Origin of the sequence: Pectobacterium parvum (genome assembly GCF_020971565.1) — a bacterium.
Classification (GTDB): Bacteria; Pseudomonadota; Gammaproteobacteria; order Enterobacterales; family Enterobacteriaceae; genus Pectobacterium; species Pectobacterium polare.
The window spans coordinates 2,598,925-2,620,751 of record NZ_CP087392.1; the positions used below are offsets into that span (position 1 = coordinate 2,598,925).

At 49.1% G+C, this 21,827-nt stretch carries 17 protein-coding genes; 8 read left to right on the forward strand and 9 right to left on the reverse strand.

Annotated elements, in window-relative coordinates:
* The first annotated feature begins 256 nt into the window (after positions 1–256).
* Positions 257–817, forward strand: a complete 561-nt coding sequence (locus LOZ86_RS11745; protein ID WP_207783188.1) for an inclusion body family protein — start codon at positions 257–259, stop codon at positions 815–817.
* A 395-nt stretch (positions 818–1,212) separates the two neighbouring features.
* On the forward strand, positions 1,213–2,754 hold the full coding sequence (locus tag LOZ86_RS11750) for a SpoVR family protein (RefSeq protein WP_039481601.1): 1,542 nt from the start codon (positions 1,213–1,215) through the stop codon (positions 2,752–2,754).
* 105 nt (positions 2,755–2,859) lie between these two features.
* On the opposite strand, the gene fadR is transcribed toward LOZ86_RS11750, so the two are convergent.
* Complete coding sequence (fadR, locus tag LOZ86_RS11755; RefSeq protein ID WP_095699389.1) at positions 2,860–3,579, reverse strand: fatty acid metabolism transcriptional regulator FadR; 720 nt, start codon at positions 3,577–3,579, stop codon at positions 2,860–2,862.
* A gap of 230 nt (positions 3,580–3,809) precedes the next feature.
* On the opposite strand from fadR, the gene nhaB reads away from it, so the two are divergent.
* Complete coding sequence (gene nhaB, locus LOZ86_RS11760; RefSeq protein ID WP_039480960.1) at positions 3,810–5,390, forward strand: sodium/proton antiporter NhaB; 1,581 nt, start codon at positions 3,810–3,812, stop codon at positions 5,388–5,390.
* Positions 5,391–5,584: 194 nt separating this feature from the next.
* The gene (gene dsbB / locus LOZ86_RS11765; protein ID WP_039480963.1) at positions 5,585–6,115 is read left to right on the forward strand and encodes a disulfide bond formation protein DsbB; all 531 of its coding nucleotides are present in this window, start codon (positions 5,585–5,587) and stop codon (positions 6,113–6,115) included.
* 130 nt (positions 6,116–6,245) lie between these two features.
* Here dsbB and LOZ86_RS11770 read toward each other — a convergent pair whose 3' ends face one another.
* Entirely contained in the window at positions 6,246–6,407 is a 162-nt protein-coding gene (locus LOZ86_RS11770) for a DNA polymerase III subunit theta (RefSeq protein WP_230242060.1), read from the reverse strand.
* Positions 6,408–6,892: 485 nt separating this feature from the next.
* On the opposite strand from LOZ86_RS11770, the gene LOZ86_RS11775 reads away from it, so the two are divergent.
* Positions 6,893–7,549 (forward strand): omptin family outer membrane protease, encoded by a 657-nt coding sequence (locus tag LOZ86_RS11775; protein WP_230242062.1) that lies wholly within the window; start codon positions 6,893–6,895, stop codon positions 7,547–7,549.
* 257 nt (positions 7,550–7,806) lie between these two features.
* Here the strand turns inward: LOZ86_RS11775 and ycgN are convergent, their stop codons facing one another.
* Complete coding sequence (ycgN, locus tag LOZ86_RS11780; RefSeq protein WP_039480966.1) at positions 7,807–8,253, reverse strand: cysteine cluster protein YcgN; 447 nt, start codon at positions 8,251–8,253, stop codon at positions 7,807–7,809.
* Between the two features lie 134 nt (positions 8,254–8,387).
* A complete protein-coding gene (locus LOZ86_RS11785) occupies positions 8,388–9,044 on the reverse strand; it encodes a fumarylacetoacetate hydrolase family protein (RefSeq protein ID WP_039480967.1) in 657 nt (218 codons plus the stop codon).
* Between the two features lie 573 nt (positions 9,045–9,617).
* Here LOZ86_RS11785 and LOZ86_RS11790 point away from each other — a divergent pair.
* Both LOZ86_RS11790 and LOZ86_RS11795 read left to right on the forward strand, forming a co-directional pair.
* Complete coding sequence (locus LOZ86_RS11790; RefSeq protein ID WP_039480970.1) at positions 9,618–10,157, forward strand: AidA/PixA family protein; 540 nt, start codon at positions 9,618–9,620, stop codon at positions 10,155–10,157.
* A gap of 454 nt (positions 10,158–10,611) precedes the next feature.
* Positions 10,612–11,169 (forward strand): inclusion body family protein, encoded by a 558-nt coding sequence (locus LOZ86_RS11795; RefSeq protein WP_039480973.1) that lies wholly within the window; start codon positions 10,612–10,614, stop codon positions 11,167–11,169.
* A gap of 162 nt (positions 11,170–11,331) precedes the next feature.
* Here the strand turns inward: LOZ86_RS11795 and LOZ86_RS11800 are convergent, their stop codons facing one another.
* The 4 genes from LOZ86_RS11800 to LOZ86_RS11815 all read right to left on the reverse strand — a co-directional run bounded on the left by LOZ86_RS11800 (position 11,332) and on the right by LOZ86_RS11815 (position 19,477).
* A complete protein-coding gene (locus LOZ86_RS11800) occupies positions 11,332–12,303 on the reverse strand; it encodes an FAD:protein FMN transferase (protein WP_230242064.1) in 972 nt (323 codons plus the stop codon).
* A 116-nt stretch (positions 12,304–12,419) separates the two neighbouring features.
* Positions 12,420–15,296: a flavocytochrome c gene (locus tag LOZ86_RS11805; RefSeq protein WP_230242066.1), complete on the reverse strand. Its 2,877-nt coding sequence runs from the start codon at positions 15,294–15,296 to the stop codon at positions 12,420–12,422.
* 469 nt (positions 15,297–15,765) lie between these two features.
* Positions 15,766–18,132 (reverse strand): glycoside hydrolase family 31 protein, encoded by a 2,367-nt coding sequence (locus LOZ86_RS11810; RefSeq protein WP_111778660.1) that lies wholly within the window; start codon positions 18,130–18,132, stop codon positions 15,766–15,768.
* A 34-nt stretch (positions 18,133–18,166) separates the two neighbouring features.
* Positions 18,167–19,477 (reverse strand): MFS transporter, encoded by a 1,311-nt coding sequence (locus LOZ86_RS11815; protein ID WP_039480984.1) that lies wholly within the window; start codon positions 19,475–19,477, stop codon positions 18,167–18,169.
* 320 nt (positions 19,478–19,797) lie between these two features.
* On the opposite strand from LOZ86_RS11815, the gene LOZ86_RS11820 reads away from it, so the two are divergent.
* Entirely contained in the window at positions 19,798–20,868 is a 1,071-nt protein-coding gene (locus LOZ86_RS11820) for a LacI family DNA-binding transcriptional regulator (protein ID WP_039480987.1), read from the forward strand.
* Here LOZ86_RS11820 and LOZ86_RS11825 read toward each other — a convergent pair.
* Positions 20,859–21,761, reverse strand: a complete 903-nt coding sequence (locus LOZ86_RS11825; protein ID WP_039480990.1) for a LysR family transcriptional regulator — start codon at positions 21,759–21,761, stop codon at positions 20,859–20,861. The genes LOZ86_RS11820 and LOZ86_RS11825 overlap by 10 nt on opposite strands.
* Between the last annotated feature and the right edge of the window lie 66 nt (positions 21,762–21,827).

Consider the following 21,827-nt stretch of genomic DNA (forward strand, 5'->3'; position numbering starts at 1 on the left):
AAGATATAATTGCTTAAATTAACATATAAAATAATAATCATTAATATTTAAATACACTAGATATAATAATTTAAGAAAGTAACCTCAATTAAATAATAACCAAAATAAGAAAAATAAAAAAATTTATTTTTGTAAAAACAAAATAACAAACTATGATAAAAATCGAGCGATTCATATATGCTCTCAAAAAAAAAACCATAGCATGCAATTATTATTGCATAAAATATTATTTAGCGTGAACAAGTGAGGTTATCCCATGAGTGAAATTAATCCTAATGATACTAGATCAAGCCATAATGTTATTAATGTTACTGTTGTTATAGATACTGACTTGATTATTAGTAAATTTATCGGAAGAAACGCCAGTCAGGATCAAAAGAAACCAACCCAAATTGGTCATGAATATTCTTACATGGTAGCAACCAATAAATCTGTCATTAAAGGTTCTGGTACGGCAGATCTTAATATAAAAGCCAATGTAGGGGATGTCATTCGTTGGACCGGAGTCTCAGAATCCAATAACTTTGATTCCAGTGTTTTAATTTATGATTTACCAAAATTTGGCGGCACACATGTGTTTACAGATGCAGCATTCAAAATGTATACGAAAAAATCCATGTTACCGAAACCAGGCTCAACTGGCCCTTTCCCTGTAAAATTCGAGGAACAATCTAATTGGTTTATTCAAGCTGATATTACTAAAGCAGGGACTGAAAAGTACCAAGTACAATTTGGGGTATATTACCGTCCTGAAGGTGGAGAACAGAAACTTTTTGGTTACTTCCAATGGGACCCGACTATTACTGTATCTAATTAAAAAATCACATCTAGTGGAATAAATGGCTAATGAATTTTAACCATTTATTCCTATACTTTAAATAGTCTCTTTTACCGAAAAATCATTATCAAGAAATTCAAGTGTATAATATTGCCAAGAAGAAAATAAATACGAATTAGTTTTGCATCTTAGTGATGCCAAGCAGGCTATCGTGATTAGCAGAAAGATGTCTGCAACCTAACGCCGCAAACTAACTATCATGAGAGGGCATAACCTCAGTGTTCTTTCTCCAGCAACACGCTCAATTCGTCAATTGCCGCGTTTCCAAAGCTCAGCTATAACTAAATGAACCACGATGATTTTTTGACAGGAGCCAGCGGGAAGGCAGTAAACGAGATCTCACGTACAGACTTGTTATGTTAGGGGGCGCGCTGATGGCTATATCGACGGATAATCAGGTAAAAAAAACACTTCGCCTGAGTGATGGACCGGACTGGACGTTTGAGTTATTGCAGGTTTACCTTGATGAGATTGATCGGGTGGCGAAGCTGTATCGTCTGGCAACCTACCCTCATCAGATTGAAGTCATCACTTCAGAACAAATGATGGACGCCTATTCTAGTATAGGCATGCCGATCAACTATGCCCACTGGTCGTTCGGGAAGAAATTTATCGAAACCGAACAGCGTTACAAACACGGGCAGCAGGGGCTGGCCTACGAAATCGTCATTAACTCCGATCCCTGTATCGCGTATTTGATGGAAGAGAACACGCTGCCGATGCAGGCGCTGGTGATGGCGCATGCCTGCTACGGGCATAACTCGTTTTTCAAAGGTAATTACCTATTCCGCAGTTGGACCGACGCCAGCTCCATTGTCGATTACCTGCTGTTTGCCCGGCAGTATATCGCGCAATGCGAAGAGCGTTATGGCGTGGACGAGGTAGAACGCCTGTTAGATTCCTGCCATGCGCTCATGAATTATGGCGTTGACCGCTATAAGCGCCCGCAGAAGATTTCGCTCGAAGAAGAAAAGTCCCGCCAAAAAAGCCGTGAGGCCTACCTGCAAAGCCAGGTTAACGATCTCTGGAAGACCTTACCGCGCCGCGAACAGGGTGCCGCACCAGAACAAGCCAGACGTTTTCCGCAAGAACCGCAGGAAAATCTGCTCTATTTTATGGAGAAAAACGCGCCGCTGCTGGAGCCTTGGCAGCGTGAGGTTCTGCGTATCGTGCGGAAAGTCAGCCAGTACTTCTATCCACAGAAGCAGACTCAGGTGATGAATGAAGGCTGGGCCACATTCTGGCACTACACCATTCTGAACCATCTCTACGATGAAGGCCGAGTTACCGAGCGTTTCATGCTGGAGTTCCTGCACAGCCATACCAACGTGATCTATCAGCCGCCGTACAATAGTCCGTACTACAACGGGATAAACCCTTATGCGTTGGGCTTCGCGATGTTTCAGGACATCAAGCGTATTTGTCAGTCGCCGACGGACGAAGACCGCTACTGGTTCCCGGATATCGCGGGTAAAGACTGGCTCGATACGCTGCATTTTGCGATGAAAAACTTCAAGGACGAGAGTTTCATCAGCCAGTTCCTGTCGCCTAAATTGATGCGTGATTTCCGGCTGTTTACGGTTCTGGACGACGATCGCAATAATTATCTGGAAATTGCCGCGATTCACGATGAAGAAGGCTATCGTTTGATCCGACAGGAACTCTCCGCGCAGTACAACCTGAGCCATCTGGAACCGAACATTCAGGTCTGGAACGTGGATTTACGCGGTAATCGCGCACTGACGCTGCGCTATGTTCCGCATAATCGTGCACCGCTGGATAAAAGTAGTCAGGAAGTGTTGAAGCACGTCCATCGCCTGTGGGGATTTGACGTTTATCTGGAACAGGCTAACACGGATGGCAGCATCGAGTTGATTGAGCGCTGCCCGCCACGTAACGGGACGGCAGCCACATAACGGAACTCGGTTCACAGATCAGCGACAAGACCAAAGAGAAAGGGGATTCAGGCAATAACCTGAATCCCCTTTTCATATTTTCACAATGACGCTGCGGTATGAGCCTTAGCGGCGTACTTCCGCAATATCCCGCGGGATCGCACTCTGCATACTGTGCCAGATCGCCCCACTTTCTTTACCGTAATGCCTGACGACATCCATCACCTGATCGTAGAGCTCTTCGCTGCGCAACGCGTCCAACCGACCGTAAAAATTCACCGCCAGTTTGCGGGCTTCCGGATTGGAAAAGTAGTAGCGCCCTACCCGAATATACAGCCCTTTCAGACCGTTCAGGATCAGACCATAAATCGGATTGCCAGAGGCAAAGGCCAAACCACGAAACACGTTGTAGTCAAGTTGTGCAAAGGCTTCTGCGCTATCGTCTACCGCGCTTGTCTGAGTTAATACATCACGCACTTTTTCCGGGTTATGGCGTAGCGCCGTCCGAATAAAAATGGCAGCGATGTTGGTTCGCACGGCCAGCAGGTTATCGATCAGTTGCGGCACGCTATCGTGATCGAGTCGCGCCAGCGTTTCCAGAATATTGAGCCCTGAGGTTTCCCAAAAGTTGTTAATTTTTGTGGGCTTCCCGTGCTGTATCGTCAGCCAACCATCGCGGGCTAGGCGCTGAAGCACTTCACGCAGCGTAGTACGGGTCACGCCGATCAGTTCGGAAAGCTCTCTTTCCGCGGGCAAAATAGAGCCAGGAGGAAAGCGGTTATTCCATATACTCTCGATAATGTATTCTTCCGCGAATCCAGCCGGACTTTGCGCCTTTATAACCATGTGTTTGATAATCCGTAGCGGTGATTGCCGAAAAAAGCTAAGTCATAATACCAGACGAAAGAATCATGATATAGCGCCGCACTCGGGCACCAGGCAATTTCAATGAAAAATTGTGACTGCAAACCGCTCTCTCAGGCCTTAGAACGGTAGACTTCTGCCCGTTTGTAAAGTTTTTACGATATGATAAAAACCATCAAACTATTCTAACGAATAAGGATTTCCCTTCCATTATGATCGCCATGCCCCTCCACCGCGCGCTGCTAAAAAATTTCCTGGGATATGCGCCAGACTGGTACAAACTGACTATTTTTTGCTTCTTGCTGATTAATCCGCTGCTGTTCTATTTTGTCAGCCCGTTTTGGGCCGGTTGGTTACTCGTCGTGGAGTTTATTTTTACGCTAGGCATGGCGCTGAAATGCTACCCATTACAGCCTGGCGGCCTGCTGGCACTACAGGCAATCTTCATCGGTATGACCAGCCCGCAGCAGGTGTGGCATGAAATAACGGGGAATATTGAAGTCCTCATGCTGCTGGTGTTTATGGTGGCAGGCATCTACTTCATGAAGCAACTGCTGCTCTTTGTGTTTACCAAACTACTGCTGCGCATTCATTCCAAGACGCTGCTTTCGCTTGCTTTTTGTATCGCCGCCGCCTTTCTTTCCGCATTCCTTGATGCGTTAACCGTGATTGCCGTTATTATCAGCGTCGCGATCGGGTTTTATGGTATTTACCACCGTTTCGTTTCCCAGCAAGGTGAGGACGAGGCCGATATCAGCGATGACAGCGCGTTAAACGGCGAGGAACATCATCGTACGCTGGAGCAATTCCGTGCATTTCTGCGTAGTCTGATGGTGCACGCAGGCGTCGGTACCGCGCTGGGCGGGGTGATGACGATGGTTGGCGAACCTCAGAACCTGATTATCGCGAAAAGCGCCGGTTGGGATTTCGTCAGCTTTTTCCTGCGCATGTCACCCGTGACTGTACCCGTCTTTATCTGCGGTGTTCTGACCTGCGTGCTGGTCGAACGCTTCAAGCTGTTCGGCTATGGGGTAAACCTGCCAGATAACGTGCGCCGCGTGCTTGAGGATTACGATCGGGACATGACAGAAAAGCGCACACCGCAGGATAACGTGCGTTTACTCGTGCAGGCAGTGATTGGCGTCTGGCTCATTATTGCACTAGCGTTTCATCTGGCCGAGGTTGGGTTAATTGGCCTCTCTGTGATTATTATGGCCACCACATTCTGCGGCGTGACCGAAGAACACGCTATTGGTAAAGCATTTCAGGATGCCATGCCGTTTACCGCACTGTTGACGGTCTTCTTTGCCATCGTCGCCGTCATTATCGACCAGCAGTTGTTTTCACCGATGATCCACTATGTCCTACAATCTTCTGCTAGTGCGCAACTGACGCAGTTTTATCTGTTCAATGGCCTGCTATCATCAATATCGGATAACGTCTTCGTTGGCTCGGTTTATATCAATGAAGCGCGTAACGCGTTTGAAAATGGCCAACTCTCGCGCTCCCAGTTCGAGTTACTCGCAGTGGCAATCAATACCGGAACCAACCTGCCTTCCGTTGCGACGCCGAATGGGCAAGCCGCATTTCTGTTCCTGCTAACGTCCTCGCTGGCACCGCTTATCCGTCTGTCTTACGGCCGCATGGTGATCATGGCACTGCCATACACTATTGTAATGACGCTGGTCGGGCTGTTTTGCGTTGAATTCACGCTCGTGCCGTTTACTGAGTTTTTGATGAATAATCATTGGATTTCTTTGCCAAATTTGACCCTATCGGGCAATCACTCATAATCACGATCGTGTATAGTAATCACGGTGGCGACAATTTCTGTCTTGATGACGTTATCAATACCGGTTTCGCCGCCATGAAATGATAGGAAAACATCAAATAAACATATCGTTACGTTTTGCACAGTGAAATGATGGCAGTGAAGCCAGAACGGTTTACACTGCTGCTTTAATCATGTTTAGCATGGAATATTTTTATGTTGCGATTTCTTAATAGTTGTTCACGCGGGCGTGGTGCGTGGCTGCTGCTGGCGTTTACTGCTTTAGCGTTGGAATTGGTCGCGCTCTATTTTCAGCACGTTATGTTATTAAAACCGTGCGTGCTGTGTATCTATCAGCGTTGTGCGCTGTGGGGCGTGTTCGCCGCAGGCATTGTTGGTGCCATCGCGCCATCAACGGCGTTGCGTTACCCGGCCATCGCGCTATGGATATACAGTTCTTATGAAGGGTTCCGACTGGCATGGAAACACACGGATATTTTGTTAAATCCGTCGCCGTTTACCACCTGTGATTTCTTTGTCAGCTTCCCGTCATGGCTACCTTTAGATAAATGGCTTCCAGCCATTTTCAATGCAACAGGTGATTGCTCAGTGCGTCAGTGGGAATTCCTTTCGATGGAAATGCCGCAGTGGCTGCTTGGCATCTTTGCCGCTTATCTGTTGATTGCCGTGCTGGTATTGATCGCTCAGCCTTTCCGCCCTAAGCGCCGCGACCTCTTCAGCCGTTAATCCATAATCGGATTAATACAGAAGGCGATTCACACAGAAACAGAAAAGCCCGACATCTTGTCGGGCTTTTCTGTTTCCACGCTGTATACCCACTCTCACTGCTGTGGTTGGTAAATATCGCGATAATGGCCTAAGCGTTCGTTAAAAAAAGCCTCTTTTCCTGCGGGATTCTTCGCGATATTTCATCAGCGTCGATCTTTTTTTCCTGATTTTCCATAAAAGCAATGGTGGAGGCAGCAAAGTCGGTGTACTGCTCGCTGTACTCAAGAATAATTTTCTCAAAGTTAATCACATGCTCTCCCTCCTTCTGATTTAACTGCTTTAAAATCATACAACACGTCACGATTTGTGCTGGAGGCAACATCATGATTCGCACAAGGAAAATGTGACGTAGTTGGCAAAAAAGATGAGCATTTCAGTTCCATCTCAACGATATGTAAACCACCTATCCCTTTCTGAGCATTTTTTCTTCATTAGGACGCCACTTATCCCTAGAGTTCATACCGCAGATCAACAACGGCTTTTCACCCAATAAGGTATCGCTATCGCAATAGATTTATTCAGGAGAAACAAAGATGTTAGGCAATATCAACCTTTTCATCGCCGTATTGGGCGGCATCCAAAAGCCCCCCTTCTGAGACATTCAGATTGAGGGGCTTCTTGTTTCAATTTGATGTTTTATAGACAAATAGGTTGCCTTTGTCGGCAACCTATTTGCTTTCAGGTCTGACTGACCTGAAAGCAAATCTTCATCTAGTGTCAAAGGAATAGTTAATAATGAATAACTACATGATAGCGTTGGGCATTCTAGGTTTGATGGCGACTAATGTCACCCTAGCTCAAAATGAAAAAGAACCTTCTGCCGATAGCATAACCGTCAGTACCTCGTTGGGTTGGCTTGCCGGTGAGTCCAAAGAGTATGTGTATGACACCAATACCAGCAGAAAGCTCAGCGAGCTCGACTGGAAGATCAACAATACGGCCATCATTAAAGGTGATATATCCTGGGATCCGCATTTTTGGTTGACGCTGAACGCAAGGGGCTGGACTACATTCGCCTCAAGTGGAGCGGGAATGGATGATTACGACTGGCTCGATGCCAGCCAGTCACATTGGACTCACTGGTCAAACAGCCCGAATACCCTCCTTAATTATGCTAATGAATTTGATGTCAATGCCAAAGCATGGCTGGTAAAACGCCCTAATTATAAAGTAGGCGCGGTAGTTGGTTACCAGCAGACACGCTTTAGCTGGACTGCTTTTGGCGGCCACTTCCAATACGATAATGGTAGTTATATCAGCGATTTTCCTCGCGGAAAGCCTTCCATTGGCTACCAGCAAAAATTCAGTATGCCGTACGTAGTAAGAAAGGCGCACAGTGCGGACGGTCAATGTTTACCTAACCTGCTCTTCTGGAATGTTGGATTGTGCTGAGAAAAGCGGTTACATCCAAAAACCCTCATTCTTAGGAATCACGCCGCTGAAAAGTCAAAGAACGAACCCGATCCTCTATCACGTGGCGAGTACCATCGCCTACTAAATGGGCATGCAGCTGCACAAATGGTTTATAGCGTTTATGGCAAATGGATGAGTGACAACGATGCTGATCAACCAAGTATTTTGACAGATATTGTCCCACCTATGCCCTAAGCATCAAATCAGTAGATACAATATCCATATTCATCATATAGTTACCTAGCCCAATCCGGTTTATTCAGTATATGATCCTGCCAGTCCACCACCTCACTCTCACGTACAGCGATATGCCGCACGGAGATACGTTCTCGGTGCATCGCCGTCTTAGTGCCGCTGACCAACGGATGCCACTGCGGTAAATCTTCACGTTCATGGATCAGGCGATATGCACAGGTCGCCGGCAGCCAGTTAAACGTCAGCAGGTTTTCGCGCGTTAGCTTGATACAGTCCGGTTCGTATTCGAAGCGTTTCTCATAGTTACGACACTGGCAGCTTTTAATATTCAGTTGATTACAGGCGACGTTGGTAAAATAGATTTCCTCCGTATCCTCATCAATCAGTTTATGCAAACAGCACTGACCGCAGCCATCGCACAGCGACTCCCATTCATCGTCAGACATCTCAGACAACGTTTTTTGCTGCCAAAAAGGGCGTTCAGTCATGTCTCTTCCAGTTAACTTAAGTTGATAAATCGATAACGTTGTAAATAAGAATACGTGATTCTGGCAGGCGCAGCGGTGTCGTTGCAAAAGCGGGAAGTGTTGCTGCCCGTCGTTCAACACGGGCAGCCAGAGCGTTAAATAACACGTGTACTCAACGTCCGGTCATTCACCGTAATCGTCAGCATATCGCCAGATAGAATCGGACCGACCCCTTTTGGGGTACCCGTCAAAATAATGTCGCCCGCGCGCAGCGTAAAGAAACGGCTCATGTAGGCAATCAGCGGCAGAATCGGCGTAATCATATCACGTGTGTTACCCTGCTGGCGCACTTCATCATTCACTTTTACACCCAGTTCGGTTAGCTGCGGATCGCCAAACTCGGCAACCGGAATAAAACCGGAGATCGGGCAGGAACCGTCAAACGCTTTAGCTTTTTCCCACGGCTGACCCGCTTTTTTGAAGTCGAACTGCAAATCACGCAGCGTCAGATCCAGCGCCACACCATAACCCGCAATCGCCCGGGCAACGCGCTCTTCATTAGCCTGCTTTAACGGCATACCGATGAGTACAGCTAGCTCGACCTCATGGTGAACCGATCCCAGATTTTTGGGGATGACAACGGGCTGGCATAAGTCACATAGTGCGGTTTCAGGCTTGATGAATAACACGGGCTCACTCGGGGCCGCACTACCCATTTCTTTAATGTGTTCTGAGTAGTTACTTCCGACGCAAACGACTTTATTTACTGGAAAATCAAGCAGCGCGCCCTGCCAGTCTCTGTGTTGATACATGGGTATTCTCCTGCCCTGTCTGTTGGATTCTCGCTGCCTTCGTGGCACAGAACACGTCCAAAAGGAAAACAGCTACAAAAACACGATGGTGTAAAACTATCGTTATATCATCGCAACAGAGGTTACCCCAACAGATTTCAGGAGAGCAAGACTAACGGACTTTACTGCCGACAACATAACATGTTTCATCGATAGGCCCCACTTCAGCATGAGCAACAGGCCAGAATATTAGGGGACTGATAACGTAGACAATTAACATTAATGCAGAACATGAGAGAACCTTAAGAAAGAAATTATATATAAGGATAAATCAACTGGAAACACCACACTATTTTTACCCACACTCGGAAATAATTATTGTTAGATGAAAAATAACTCTATACTTTAACTTATTGATATAACCCCCACACCTACCAAAGTCAAGACTCATATAATTTAAAAATACAATGCATTTGTTATGCAAAAATATAAAAACCATCTAATATTTAATTGCAGGTGTAGCAAAATCCATAAAAATGAAACAACCCACATCAAAAATAATTAGGTCTTTAATTAAAATAAAATGAGGTAAATATGATTACCACCCTAGACTCAAGCCATAAAATTATTAATATAATCACCATTTTCGATACAGACGCCATCTGTAGCGATAGCACAATAAAGCCCAGTACTGACATAGAAAAACCGACATTAATTAGCAATAATTTTGCTTATATGGTAACAACAAGCTCTTTAGTTATTGCTGGTTCTGGAACCGGAAATCTTAGTGTAAAAGCAAATATCGATGATATTATTCGCTGGTCTGCCATGTCCGAGTCATCTAACTCAGACTCGAGTGTTTTAATCCATCAGATAAGTAAAAAATCAGGCGTTGACGCATTCAAAGTTCCGGATTTTAACAAAAGAAAACGTTCTGCAATGGAGCCAGGCGCAACAAAACCGATCCCCCCCTCTTTTGTTGAACAACAACACTGGTATATGCAGTCAACAGTGCAGATGAAAGGAAAAGAAGAGTATTACATTCAATTCGCATTATACAATAGACCGACAAGTGGCGACCAAGTACTTTACTCTTATTTCCAAATGGCGACGTCAGTCAATGTCATCAGTTAAATAATAATTTTTTCTTTTCACTTTACTGTAAAAAAAACCTCCCAGACGTGAAGCCAGTTGGTTTTTAACCAACTGGTTTTTAACAATATTTTATATATTTTTAGTCTTCCCTTTACTTCTCTTGAGAGGCGAGACATCTCTCACCGAAAGCCAGCCGTTGGATGTTCAAACTCGTTCCCGACAAATCTGACCATCTTCTTTCATCTGTCTGAAATTCGAATTATTTAGAGTAAAAATAAATTACATTAAAAAAAACAACAAAGATAAAATAACCCAACTAATAATAAATACCTTAGCCGATAAATTAAAAAAATAATTCCACGTTGTTATTGCAAAAATAAAACAACGCAACTAGTATCAATAGCAGGGCAGATTGACCAGCCCTTAAATAAACTCACCTCCTATTGCGTAATATTCCCTTTCGCAATTATTAAAAATTAAAAAAGGATACTTCATGAGTAACATCACTCCAAGTAACTCAACTAATAATGTTATCAACATTATAGTCATTATTGATACAGATAGTGTTATTAATGATTTCCCACTTAATGCTGTTAGTCGAGATGAAAAACATCCAAAATCGATCGCTCACAAATACGCATACATGGTTGCACCTAGCCAGTCCACCCTATCAGGAAATGGAACCAGCGACCTCAATGTGCAAGCAAATCGCGATGATGTTATTCGCTGGACAGGTATATCAGAATCTGACAACTCAGACTCAGGCGTTTTGATTTATGGGTTGCCTAAATATGCAGGAAAAACTGTTTTTGCAGGCCTTGAATTCATTAATAGCGCTCGTGTAGAATCAGAACCAAGCCCAACAAATAGTAATTCATCTCTCCCTGTTACATTCGCTGAACGAAAACACTGGTATGCTCAGGCAATTGTAAATGACGTAGGAACAGAGCATTACCAAATACAATTTGCATTGTACTATAGACCACACGGCGGAGACCAAGAACTTTATGGTTACTTCCAGTGGGATCCAACAATTACAGTTAAAGAATAATAAGTAATCTCTTAGAAAGAAGATAATGGCTCAATAATTATATTAAGCCATTATCTATTAGTGCATTAGCCAAGTATATCAAAAAAACCTATGACTACAACAAACCCAATTGCCACTAATGATAAGCGAGTTATCGTCAAAACCGATACTGCTTGATATTTATTACCTGATATGGACGAAGTAACTGTCATCTCGCAAATTAAACACACAATGTTGTTGAGAAGAAAAGATGATCTCTTTATTTTTCGTCACAAAGATGGCTTCGATATCCGGCCGATTTTGTAGAAAGTGAATGCCTGCGCTGACGCCCAAACCATAAAGCAACGTGGTGTAGATATCGCCGTCGAGAGAGTCGTTCGAGATAACCGTTACGCTGTGCAACTCATTATCCAGCGGATACCCCGTCCGGGGATCGATAATATGATGATAAATACGGTCGTCCACGGTAAAAAAACGTTCATAGATGCCGGATGTCACCACAGATTTGTTCTTCACTTTAATAATGCCCAACAGGCTATCGCGATCCGCGAAAGGCTTCTGTAACCCGACGCTCCATAGCCCTTGTTCATCCGTCAACGCGCTGCCGATAGCGAGCACGTTTCCCCCCAGATTGATCAACGCATCCTGAATCGCATGTTGATGCAGGACGTCTCGGACGATATCGGCGATATAGCCTTTCGCAATCGCGCCCAGGTCGATCTCCATTCCCGCGCTTTCTAGCATCACGGCGCAGTCCTGCTCTCTGAGAATAATGCGCTCGGGATGCGTTAATGCCAGCGCCCGTTGTATCGATTCGCTGTCAGGCACCGTGCTGCCGCTAAAACCGATTTTCCATAGTTTCACGACGGGGCCAATCGCGACGTTAAAGCCGCTGTTTTCAATCAGACTCACCGCTTTGGCGCGCTTAATCAACTCAAAGACAACTGGACTGACCGAAACGTATCCTCTCCCCGCCGCATGGTTGATGCTCATCACTTCTGACTGCGCTCGATTAACGGTTAGCAAGTCTTCAAGCTGCTTGATGCGTTGGAAAACCTGCCTGACCGGGGTTTCATCATGGACAAACAGTTTGAGCAGAATGGGGCTGCCCATCAGGTGAACGGAATAGGCGTAAGCGTTATCGACAGAAGGCATACGGTGACTCCCATGATCGAATGGCGGTACAGAGAGGAAACGGTCGGAAAAATCGCGAGCGCCCTTTCAGACGCCCGCCATTAGCACTACTCTTTTATCACGTTCTTTTCTATCACTTACTCGGCTACCAGCATCGGCTGATTTTCAGCCGTTTTCGCCACAGCTTTCGCAAACTTTGCCTTGCGCGCCTTCGTCGGAAAAGCATCGGAACGACGCGGTGCCCGCGCATAGGCCGCTGCCTGAATCCCCGCCTGAATACCGAAGATAATGATATCCGCTACGGCGTTGCCGCCAATGCGGTTCGCCCCGTGGATCCCGCCAACCACTTCCCCTGCGGCATAAGCCCCAGAGATCGTCTCTTTATGGCGATTCAGCACTTCCGCTTTTTCGTTAATGGTCACGCCGCCCATCGTATGATGCACGCCCGGTGCCACTTTAATCGCGTAGTAAGGTGCCTGATTCAGCAGATCACGCATCCCCGTGGTACGACCAAAATCTTCATCGTGTTTACCGGCAATAAAGGCATTGTAACGTTCGAACGTGGCGTGCAGCGCCGCTGGCGGCATATTGAGCTTGTCAGCCAGTTCAGCAACGCTACCCGCACTGACGGTCAGCCCCTGTGCGACATACTCTTCGACCGCCCGATTGCGGTTTCTGACCTGCTCGTCGAACAGGATGTACGCGCATTCTTCCGGCAGGTTGACGATGGCGGACGAAACGTTATCCCGCGTCTCCATTTCGTTAAAGAAACGCTCCCCGCGCTGCGACACCAGAATAGCCCCGCCGCCGCGAATGGATTCGGAGATCAGATAAGAGGTTGTCTGTTCAACCGTCGGATGGGTTTGAATTTCCCCCATGTCCACCGTATCCGCGCCGATCTGTTCCAGCAGACGAATGCCGCCGCCCGTGGCGCCTTTGTGGTTGGTGGTGACGAAGCCTTTCAGGTCTGGGCGGTATGACTCCACCATCGCCTGATTGGCACTAAAACCGCCCGTGGCGACAATCACCGTTTTTGTCGCAATCAGGCTCGCTTCCTGCTCCTCATTGACGACTCTGACGGCACTAACCTTGCCTTTCTCCTGCACAATTTCAGTTACCGACGTTTCCAGCAGCACCTCAATATTGTATTTATTGAGGTTCTTAATCAGCCCGCTGACCAGATAGCCGCCCACCGCTGCGCCGTTAGCAGGGCGATGCGTTCTGTCAACGCTCATACCACCCGTCGTGGTGATGTCGCTCAGTTCAATCTCGTGCTGCACCAGCCAGTTGATCGCGTCAGGCGCATGATCGACGAAGTATTGCACCAGTGCGGGATTGTTCTTCTGTTTGCCGCTTTTCAGCGTTTCGTCATAGAACAGCGCCTGGCTATCTTCGATACCTTTATTTTGTTGGAAGACGGTTCCCGCCGCGTTCATACCGGCAGAGGCCTTGATGGTATTGCCGCCGATGACTGGCATCTTTTCAATGACGATAACGCGCGCGCCCTCTTCGCTGGCTTGAATCGCTGCCGCCAGCCCCGCGCCACCGCTGCCAATCACCACCACATCCGCTTCGCGACGCGCGTCTGGGTTACCGCCGTCGGCAATAATGGCGTCTTTGCTCGATTTCACCATCGCCTTGGTAACGGCTTTTTTAATGGCTTCACTCTGCGCCGTTGCGCCCGTTACGGCATCAACGTGGGGGCTATTGGTATCCAGAATGCGTTCGCGGATAATTTCAAAACTGATTTTCAGTGAATCATCAATCTCGCTATTCTCCAGCGCAATATCGGCGACCCGATTCTGCTCAAAATGGATAGCAATTCGCAGCTCGCCACATTCATCCTGAACATTTTCCTGATAAATCCCGGATTTAAATTTTTTACCGGTTAAATTCACGTCCCGAATCATGGCTTCAACCAATGAAAAGCGCCACAGCGGTTCAGGGATCGTTAATGCTTCACGTTTATCGCTGGCAATATAAAGATCGAGTTTTTCCTGCTCGGCAATGCGATCTGTCCAGTCTGGATAAGCAATACAGGCTCTGCCGACGGCAATCAGGTCATAACCATTTTCCAGCGCCGCATCCGCGTCTGCCTGATTGACAATATCCCCTACGCCAATCACCGGAACTGCCGCTAATGTCACGGAACGGCGGGCAACATATTTCTTAATCAGCGGGGTCGGGTCGTTTGTTTCGATAATGGACGAGCGCAGAATATTTACCATAGAGAAATGAACATAATCCAGCCCACGCGCCGCCAATTTTTCCAGCAGATAGAGAGAATCATCAAAATGAATACCCGGTTCTTCGATCTCTTCCGGCGAGAAACGATAACCGATGATGAACGAAGGATCGGCGTATTTACCCGCGACCTCGTGGGTGATATCCAACACTGCCAGCGGGAAGGCCGCGCGTTTGTCACGACTGCCGCCCCATTTATCTGAACGCTGATTAGAGTGAGGAGAATAGAATTGTTGGATCAGGTAGGTATTCGCGCCGTGAATTTCCACGCCATCGAAACCCGCCTGAATGGCACGATGAACGGCATCGCCAAACTTGCCGATCATGGCCTCAACCTCGTCGCCCGACAGTGCAACCGGAACGATAGCACCCGCGCGCGGCGCGGCAATGGCGCTCGGAGCAACCGGCGTCGCGCCACCGATGAAACGCGGTTCGACCATCCGCCCGCCGTGATAAATTTGCAGGATCGCCGTCGAACCTTTTTCTTTAATCGCCGTCGCAATTTTGGTCAGTCCGGCAATTTTTTCGTCGTTGTCGATTCCTATCGCACCGGGAAAAGCCAACCCTTTGTCATCAATAAAACAGCATTCCACAATCACGGTGCCGATGCTGCCTGCCCTAGCCTGATAATATTCCACCAGCTCTTTGGTCACACTCCCATCGTAAAACCCACTACAGGTGGTCATGGGAGCCATCAGTACCCGATTTTTCAGCGTTGCGCCGTTGGGGAGTGTAAAAGCGGCAAATAGATCATGGTGATTATTCTTCATAGCGAATACTCCACTTAAAATAAAAACTCTGTTCGCGAATGAATCAGAAGCCGCCATGTTTGTTTTTATTAATTTTTCTGGCTGATAATTTGCGAACTTATTACTTACCAAGTATCTATTTTTTTAACTGTTATAAAATCTTTTCTTACTATTTAAACTATTTTGTAGATCCACTTTTATTAAGGGTATTCGCACAACTCTTTTTTATATTTAATATCTCACTCACTTCATTAACATCTCATTATCCTGAAGATGACCAATCGGTTATTGTTTGTATTCTGCATAACAAAAAACGCCTCAGTAATAAAACCGAGGCGTTACAGGAAAAAATTAGGTATATACCCTAAATAATTCGAATTGCAGGAAGGCGGCGACACAGTGAATCCCCAGGAGCTTACATCAGTAAGTGACTGGGGTGAGCGAGGAAAGCCAACGCACATGCAGCTTGAAGTATGACGGGTAGAGCTGATTATTGGTGTTGATAGGTCTCCGTGCGGACGCCGTTAATGTACAGCTGACGTTGCTCGCCCACCGGCAGGCGCAGCGTCGCGTGCCGCCAGGCAAGCTGATACCGCCCTTCCGACGTGAACGTCACGTCAATCCGCTGGCTATCCGTGCGGATTTCCCAGCGCAGCCACAGCGCGTTACCTTCACGCCATTGCCACGTTTCACCATCGTCCTCAAACAGCAGCCCGCTATCTGTGCCGCCAGCAACAGGCGGGAAGAGCAGGAATTCACGCTGGTCATCTTCATGCGGGCTGACGTGCGCTGTTCGCGCCGACAGCGGGATCATCGCACCCGCTCTGACCAGTAGCGGGAGCCGTTCCAACGGCGCATCCAGCACGATCGTCTGTCCGCCGCTGAACCACTGGCCAGAATGGAAATCGTACCAGCCTGACGTATTCGCCGGCAGGTACACCGTGCGCTGGCGCTGCCCCTGCTCAACTACACTAGCGACCAGAATGTCTCGTCCCAGCATGAAATCATCGGTTTCTTCCAGCGTTCTGCTGTCCTGCTCGTGGTCGAGGAACATCGGGCGCAGCATCGGTTCGTCGTCCGCGCTGGCCTGCCATAGCAAGGTATAAAAATACGGCAGCAGACGGTAGCGCAGTTCGATAGCGCTGCGTATTGCGGGCGTTATCGCAGGATACATCCACGGTTCGTTTACCGTATGGTCGTCATTCCAGGAATGAATGGTGAAACGCGGGTGCATCACACCGTTTTGTACCCAGCGCACAAAAAGCTCGGCGTCCGGCTTGTCGCCTGAAAACCCGCCGACGTCATGCCCGACATTAAACAGGCCGGACAGGCTCATCCCGATTCCCATCCGCGTGTTGTAACGCAGCGTCTGCCAGTTGGTGCGGTTATCGCCGCTCCAGGTCTGCACGTAGCGCTGCATGCCCGCACAGCCAGAACGCGAGATCAGATAAGGGCGCAGCGTCGGAGCAAAGCGCTGCTGTGCCTCCAGCGAGGCGCGCATCATCAACAACGGCATCAGCGGGCGAATGTGTTTGATCGCCATCGTTTCACCGAATCCGTGACAGCGAGCTTCACCATCCCAGACTTCATATTCGTTATTGTCATTCCATGTCGAATCAATCCCTTTCTCCAACAGCTGTCGGGTGACGTTCTCCTGCCACCACGCCACCGTTGCCGGATTGGTGAAATCAAGGTGCGAGCCTTCATCGTCCCAAAAGCTGGAGCGCTCTGGCACATCGGATTCGGAATCGCGGATAAACAGCCCCTGCGCCGACACCTCGTCGTATTTCGGGTGATCTTGCAGTAAACAGGGTTTGATATTGGCAGCCAGCTTGAGGCCCGCATCGTGGAAGGCCTGCGACATCACCTCCGGCTGGGGGACTTTGTCGTCGTTCCAATTAAACACATAGCGCTTATTGTTGATCGACGTGTAGCCCGATGAGAGTTGGAACGAATCACACGGAATATGATGTTCCCGGCACAGCGCGATAAATTTCATCAGTTGCTGCTGCGCATCCGGTGCGTCGGTGTAATGCATGGTGGAACCGCTGTAGCCGAGGCTCCATTTTGGCCCAAAGAGCGTTTTCCCCGTCAGGCGCACAAATGCTTTCGTGACATCTAACACGCGCGGCCCGATGAACAGGTAATAGTCGAGATCGCCCGCCTCCGCCTGATAGCGCCGATAAGCCAGATGATAATTATCGATCTCATTGCCGAGATCGAGCCAGGTCGTGCTCAGGTTATCGTAAAACAGGCCGAAGCTGACATCGTCACGTCGGGTAATGGTAAACGGCACATGCTTATACAGCGGATCGGTGCTCGCCGCGTTGTAGCCCATCGCATCCAGATTGCGGAACTCAAACCGACGTCCGGTGCGTTCAAGGTCGCCAGCCTTCTCACCCAAGCCGTAATAGCGTTCTGTCGGGAAACGGCGCTGATAGTGCGCCACGCCTTCACCGTGTGGGTTGAGCAGATAGGCGCTGGTGGGTCGATCGGCGGCAAACGGCTGCCATTCGCCCTGTTCATCGTGGTACTCCCATGCCAGCCACAGCGGCTGATGAATCGTAATGCGCATCCGCGCGGTGCTGATACGCAGCGCATCGTCCAGCTGTTCCAGCGAGAATCCCGGCAGGCTGAAACCGTCGCTGCTTTCACGGCTGCGTCCCTGCCAGGGAACATCCTGCTGCGGCGCGATGCTCCAGGTGCGGTTCAGCTTCAGCTCGCCATGCTGTTTAACCAGCACGCGAGCCAACATCGGCTCCAGCACGTACAGGCGAAACACATGTTTGTCGTCCACCAACAGTTCAACATGGTCGGCGCTCTGATGACGGAACACCCAATTTTTCAACGTTTTCATACAGCGTCCTTTTCAGGAAAAAATAAATGAGCCGTTATGCCTGCGACCGCGTTTTCCCGCAACGTTCAGCAATAAATGCGATCAGGAAGATGGCACCGATCAAATCGAAGAATCCCATCGCGACAAACAGCGGGTTAAACCCAATTTTGTCGGCGGTGACGCCAATCAACAGCGAGAACAGGAAGCTGGCAATCCAGGCAAACGAACCGCGCATCCCGTTCACCGTGGCCATCTGTCCTTTATCAAACGACTCCACCACCAGTGCGCTCAACATGCAGGAAATCACCTGATGGCCGAATCCGCCGATGGAAATCAGCAGAATCGCCACCCACGGATCTTTACTGATGGCAACCAGCGCCAGCGACAGCATCAGAAACGCGCCCGTGACCGAACTCGCCACAATCGAGTTAACGCGCGAGCAGCCGAACCAGCGGGTATAAAGTCGGGTGAGATAGCCACTGGCGATACTGCCAAGATCGGCGGCAAGAAACGGCAGCCACGCGAACATCGCGATTTGTTTCAGATCCATACCGCGTTCATTCGCCAGATAGAGCGGTACCCAAAAACTGAGCACGGCCCACGCGGGCTCCGCCATAAATGCGGGAATGGCGATACCGTAAAAGCGTTTGTTTTTTGAGACGGTTTTCAATGCGGTGAAGAAAGGCAGTTTGACCGGCGGTGCCTCATTGTCCTGACGGATGAAATCCAGTTCCTCACGGCTTAAATTGGGGTGATTTTCGGGGTTGTGGTAGAACAGCCACCACAGAATCACCCACAGCAGCGCCAGCCCGCCGCTGAACATAAACGCGCCCTGCCAGCCCAGATAGGCATGCGCCACAACGATAATCGGCGGTGCCAGCATCGCACCGATAGAGAAACCGACACCGGCCCAACCTGCCGCAATCGGGCGTTCCTTTTTAGGGAACCACTCGCCCAGCGTTTTGGCATTCGCCGGCGTCGCCGCCGCTTCAGATGCCCCCATAAAGAAGCGCAAGATCGCCAGGTGCAGCCAGCTTCCCGCGCCCGCGTGGAAAATGCACATCATCGCCCAGATCACCGCGCAGACCATAAAGCCAATTTTCAGGCCGATGACATCGATCAGCCAGCCGCAAATCGGTTGGAAAATGGTATACGCCAGCTGGAATGCACCGACAATCCAGGAGTATTGCTCGGTGGTGATGCCCATACTGGTTTTCAGTTCTGGTGCCAGGATGCCCAGCGAATTACGGGTGATGTAATTCACGGTAACGCCGAGCAGGAACAGGCTCAGTACCCACCAGCGCAGGTTTCTGACTGTCCGTTTACCTTTGGTAGCGATGGAGGACGAATTGATGTCGAGACTCATGGTGACTCCTTTACAGGAAAATAGGGTGACATTGGTCTGATATCTCGACGGCATTTTTGTATTTATAGCCTGCCGAGTAATCAAACCATTTTCATATCGTTGTATTTATTGAGTTAAATCCCTTTTTATTGCATCTAATCACTGAAATTGGTTTACCAAAATGAGAGTAGAACAATTGAAAATCGTGAAACACTCACTTTTTTGAAAACATTTTCATGCTATGGTCAAAATGCAGACAAAATCCTGTCTATAGCGCCTAAAAACAGGTAACAGATAGCAATGAAAACTTTGTCATTTTCGAAGGTGAACGGGATCACAAAATGAAAGGAAACCTGAAAATACGCGAAATCGCGCAGCGGACGGGCTACTCGATCAGTACGGTCTCACGCGTGCTGTCTGGTCAGTCCAATACCAGCGAGCAGGCAAAAGCGGACATTCTCAACTGCGCCCGCCAGTGCGGCGTACTGGCCGATCTCGCCAACGGTCGCCTGCTGTTGAACGGACTCACGATTTTTGCCCCACCGCGCGCGTTTGATATTCGGTCCGACATCTTCTATCACAAGGTGGTACAGAGCATCATTGATGCCCTGAAGCCACACGATGTGCGAGTGCGCTACTGCGGGTTGGAGGAAAATGACAGCGATGCGGCGCTCTTTTTAGACAAAATGCGCGATCCGGCTACGGAGGCGGCGCTGCTGATCGGCATCGACGATCCCTATATTCACGCGCTGGCAGCGGACAGCGGTAAGCCCTGCATATTGATTAACTGCATCGACCGTAAGATGCGATTGCCGGGTGTGGCACCCGCACATCGCTTGATAGGCGAGTTCTCCGCCCACTATCTCTTTGAGCAAGGACACCATACCGTGTTGACGCTGCTGTGCCTGCGTCGCTACACGATGGAGCTGCGTCTGGACGGGATTCGGGATGCCTATCAGCACCATAATCTGCCGTTTTCCTCTGAGGATAATTTGCTGGCGTTAGATAATTTCAGCACGACGGATGCCGAACAGGCGATGACGGCCTTTTTAGCCCGCTGCCCGCCGGATAAGCGACCTACAGCGATCTTGGCAGGCGGTGATTTCATCGCGGTTGGGGTGGTCAATGCATTGACCAAAGCAGGATTGCGCGTGCCGCAAGATGTCTCGGTGATGAGCATGGATGGATTCAATCTCTCGGCCATTCACGACGTGCCGCTCACATCGGTGCATGTACCGCGTGAGGCGCTGGGCGAAGAGGCCGTCAGGCTATTGCAATATCGCCTGATTCGCCCCGAAGCCCCCGTCGGCAACCTGCTACTCAATGGCACGCTGGTGGTTCGCCAGTCCGTCAGGCGGCTGCGCGCCAGTAAATCCGTTGCGCCGATACAGGATGAAAGCCTCTACGACTGAGCCTGCAACCACGCCTGCGCCGCGTCAAAGAAGTTCTGCGCCAGCGGCGTCGCTCTACCTGCCTGGGCGACGACGACAGCCGCACGGCGGCGCATTGGCGGAAACAGCAGCGGTCGCAGCGTTAATGCGGGCGTCATGTCCGGGATCAGGCTGCCGTGGGGCACAATGCCGCACCCAAGCCCGACATAGGCGCTTTGGATCAGTTGCAGGACGGAAGCGCTTTCCACCTTAACCCACGGCGAAACGCCCATTTCGCGGAAATGGCTATCCAGATAGCGACGGAAGTAGCGGCTGGCCTCCGCCAAACAGAGCGGAACCTCAGAAAGCGCAGCGAGAGGCAGCGGCGTCTCCCCTACCAGCTGTGGGAAATGGTGCGGATGGAACAAGAGATCAACACCCTGCTCCGTCAACGGCGACGCCTGAAAGTGCAGCTCCTCTAGCGTCGAAAACTCAAAAAAGCCGATGCCGACATCCACCGAATGCGCATTCAGCGCTTCCAGCAGTTGATCCGCACTGAACAGCGAGATCTGAAAATCCAGCTGCGGGTAAACCTTGTTCACCGCTGCCAGCAGGCTCGACAGCGCGATACTGCTTTGCGGCACTGCGCCGATGCGCAATACGCCGCTCACACCGCGTTTCAGCGACGCGACTTCCAGCTTTAGCCCCTGATAAACCGAGACGATTTCCCGCGCCCAGGCCAGCACGCGTTCACCTTCGGCGGTAAAGCCTTCAAAATTGTTACCCCGATTGATTAACGCCAGATCCAGCTCTCGCTCCAGATTTTTCAACCGCATGGAGAGCGTGGGCTGACTGACAAAACTGGCTTCCGCTGCCCGGCCAAAATGGCGCTCTTTCTCCAGATTGCACAGGTATTGCAGTTGCTTAATATCCATCGTCAGGCTCGATCGTCAGACACAGTAGTGGGTAAGCCCGGAGTATATACCGATAAACCGCCTCTA